Here is a 3778-nt window from a genome sequence, read left to right as displayed (position 1 = left end):
TTGGTTTCATCTGTGTAATTTGCAGGAAAAGTAGGGGTTAAGGGTTAAAATCTTGCAAATTACATCGCATAAAAAATGATCATTGTCAAGTAATATTAAATGGTTATGATGTTTTTCAGATACGACTTCTTACGATCGCGGGGATTTCCGGGATTGTGTTCCAGCCGTTGCTCGGAAGGTCTATAGATCGTTTCGGCGAACGGGCAGTCCTGATTTTCGAAGCGGTGGTTCTGATTTTTATCTGTGCCGGATATGGTTTTGCCAGAGATGTTTTTTCCGAATATACGGCCTTTTTGATTGCTTGCGCATGTTTTGTTATTGATCAGCTCATGATGTCTGTCAACATGGCCCGTGCAACATATCTTAAAAAAATAGCCGTTCGCCCCGAACATGTCACCCCGACACTTACCATGTCCGTTTCCATCGACCACCTCTTCTCCATCGGTGTCGCACTGGCAGGGGGGCTTTTATGGGTTGCCTGGGGATATCAGGTGGTATTCATATTCGGGGCCTTTATAGCCCTTCTGAACCTGGTTTCCGCCTTCTGGATCAAGGTGCCGGCCAGTACAGGTTTCCGCCACAAAAAAACAGCGTCGTAATCGATATGGGTGGCAACGGCTGTCGGCTCCGTATTCTCCACATGGCGTTTCATTTCGTCATATTCAGGAGGGCCCAATTTCCCTTGTTTGAGTGAAAGGGTTTTCTTCGATCTCACCGTGTCGTCCGGGGGTTTTCCTTTCGCCGGATGAAGAATTTCTCGATTTCCACTGCAATAAAGATAAGGGACGACAAGGCAAGGGTGACGGCCAGTTCCTGCGCCGTCAAGGGCGACGTTTTGAATATCGGGTTCAAAGCAGGCACGTAAATCGTCGCCAACTGCAAAAGGAAAGTCAGCATCACGGCGCCGAAGAGATATTTGTTCGAGAACAGGCCGATTTTAAAAAGCGACTCTTTTTCCGAACGGATGGCCAGGACGTGGCCGAGCTGGGTCAGACAGAGGACCGTAAAGACCATGGTCTGCCAGTGCGTATTTTCCACTCGAAGGGACCAGAACTGAACGCACAGGGCGATGCCGCCCATCAGAAGGCCGACCCAGACGGCATGAAAGCCCAGATTGCCCGCGAAGAGGCTCTCCCCCGGGGGGCGGGGGGGACGGTTCATGACTTCCTCCTCCGCCGGTTCGACGGACAGGGCCAGCGCGGGGAGGCCGTCGGTGACGAGATTGATCCAGAGGATATGAATCGGGAGCAGCGGAATGGGCAGGCCGACCAGGGAGGCAAGAAAGAGCGTCCAGATCTCGCCTGAATTGGTTGACAGCAGGTAACGGATGGACTTTCTGATGTTGTCGTAGATTTTCCGTCCCTCTCGGACGGCGTAGACGATGGAGGCAAAGTTATCGTCCAGGAGAATCATGGCCGACGCCTCCTTGGAAACATCCGTTCCCGTGATCCCCATGGCGATGCCGATGTCCGCACGCTTCAGCGCCGGGGCGTCGTTGACCCCGTCACCGGTCATGGCGACGTATTGCCCCCGGTCCTGCAACGCCTCGACGATCTTCAGCTTCTGCTCCGGGGCCATCCGGGCGTAGACGCGGATGTGCTCGACGCGGTCCTCGAACTCCGCCAGGGAAAGTTTTTCCAGCTCCATTCCGGTGATCACGGCCTCGGCGTCATCTTCCATCATTCCGATTTTTCCGGCGATTGCCCGGGCCGTGGCAGGATGATCACCCGTGATCATGACCGTCCGTATGCCCGCACTCCGACACAATGAGACCGCCTCCATCGCCTCCTGACGAGGCGGATCGATCATGCCGACCAGGCCGATCATCGTCAGTTCCCGTTCGATGTTTTCCGGTGACAGGTCCTCGGGGATGCGGTCCCATTTCCGCATGGCAAAGCAGAGCACCCTCAGCCCCTCGGCGGCCATCGAGTTGTTGAGATTTCTCATTTCCTCTGGATCCATGGCGATTGGCCCGGAGGGCATCATGACGTCGATCGTTTTCTCCGCGAGAACATCCACGGCCCCCTTGGTGAAGGAGATAAAACCACCCTTCCATTCGTGGAAGGTCGTCATGCACTTTCTTTTGGAGGAAAAGGGGATTTCCGCTACACGCCGATGTGTTTTTTCCAGATTCGACTTGTCAAATCCGCGCTTCATGGCGATATCGAAGAAAGCGGTTTCCGTCGGGTCGCCCAGAAGTTCTCCATCGCTGCCCACCTGGGCGTCATTGCTCAACGCCAGGGCGGCCAGAAAAACGGAACCGGTGTCCTCCTTCCCTTTCCCGCCGGCAAGGTCTTCTGCCGAAATCAGGCGGCCATTGAAGAACAATTCCTCCACAGTCATCCGGTTTTCCGTCAGGGTACCCGTCTTGTCGGAGCAGATGTAGGTGACCGAACCCAGGGTTTCGACGGCAGGAAGGGTGCGGATCAGGGCCTTCAGGCGGATGAGCTTTCTCGCCCCGAGGGCCAGGGCAATCGTGATGATGGCGGGAAGGGCCTCCGGAATAGCGGCGACGGCCAGGGAGATGGCGGTCAGAAACATGAGCAGGGGGGGCTCTCCCCGTAAAAGGCCCATTCCCAGGACCACGGCACAGATGACAAGCACGGCCGCAGCGAGCTTCCGACCGAAGACGGTCATCCTTTTCTGAAGGGGGGTCTTACCCTCTTCCGTATCCTGAAGCAGGGAGGCGATCCTGCCGAACTCCGTGTTCATACCGGTTTCAGCCACAATGCCCGTTCCCCGGCCATAGGTCACGAAGGTCCCTTTATAGGCCATGTTCTTCCTGTCTCCCAGGGGGATCTCCCTGTCCGGCAGAACTTCGATGCTTTTTTCCACCGGCACCGATTCCCCGGTGAGGGTGGCCTCATCCACTTTCAGATATGCCGTTTCCGTTAGTCGAAGATCGGCCGGCACGATTCTTCCCGCCTCGAGAACCACCATATCGCCGGGAACCAGGACAGAGGCCGGCAAGGTCTCCGGGTGTCCGTCCCGAAGGACCGTCGCCGTGGGGGCCGCCATTTTTTTCAGGGCTTCCATGGCCTTTTCCGCTCGATATTCCTGGACAAAGCCGATCACCCCATTGGCGATGACGATGACAACGATTGCGATCGTATCCGTTACTTCTCCGATAAATCCGGAGATCAGGGCGGCGGCGATCAGGACGAGAATCATGAAATCCAGGAACTGGTCGAGAAACATCCGGAAGAGGGATTTTTTCTTCTTTTCGATTAACTCGTTCGGCCCGAACTGAGTCAGCCGTGCGGCGGCATCTCCGGAGGAAAGTCCACGGGGTGAGGATTTCAGGTTCGCGAAGACGCCCTCGACTTCCATGCTGTGCCAGATCATTTGTTTCTCCTTCACTCGATTCTCCCTCAGCCTGATGCTCCGGGATCGTCGGGGAATACAACATTGAATTGCCCGGACCCGTTTGCTTTCATCTTGCTTCTTCCCTCCGTTCCGACTGATCCCCCTTTTGCGAGAATGTACCGCCGACGCAACGGATCCCGCCACAAAAAAGTGGAAACCGTCTTGAGGTGTTATTCAGTTGGTTCGTCATGGGAGAGATGATTTCCAAATTCCCCTATTGAATGTCGCCGAGACGGGACATTCCGCTCATGGTGGCCATGCGGGGGCTGTCCGTAAATCCATGAAACAGTCGAGTGCTTTTGATAATTAGTCGGTTCTGAAAAAGTCTATTTTGATAAAGCGTTACCGTAAGAGATGGTTCTTTGATAATTAGAAAGCCATTGGAAAATTAGACGCAAAAAAGCGGCTGCCC

The 3778-nt window shown here is 54.9% G+C and carries 2 protein-coding genes; one reads left to right on the top strand and one right to left on the bottom strand.

The window, feature by feature from the left end:
• Nucleotides 1-155 precede the first annotated feature (155 nt).
• Nucleotides 156-599, top strand: coding sequence for an MFS transporter (locus GX147_10100; GenBank protein NLN61024.1), 444 nt, complete (start codon nt 156-158; stop codon nt 597-599).
• 112 nt (nt 600-711) lie between these two features.
• On the opposite strand, the gene GX147_10095 is transcribed toward GX147_10100, so the two are convergent.
• A complete protein-coding gene (locus GX147_10095; protein NLN61023.1) occupies nt 712-3345 on the bottom strand; it encodes a cation-translocating P-type ATPase in 2634 nt (877 codons plus the stop codon).
• Nucleotides 3346-3778: the final 433 nt, after the last annotated feature.

Source organism: Deltaproteobacteria bacterium, from assembly GCA_012522415.1.
In the GTDB taxonomy this organism is placed as follows: Bacteria; Desulfobacterota; Syntrophia; order Syntrophales; family JAAYKM01; genus JAAYKM01.
The sequence above is the reverse complement of the archived record's forward strand: the minus strand, read 5'-3'. Positions and strand labels throughout refer to the sequence as shown.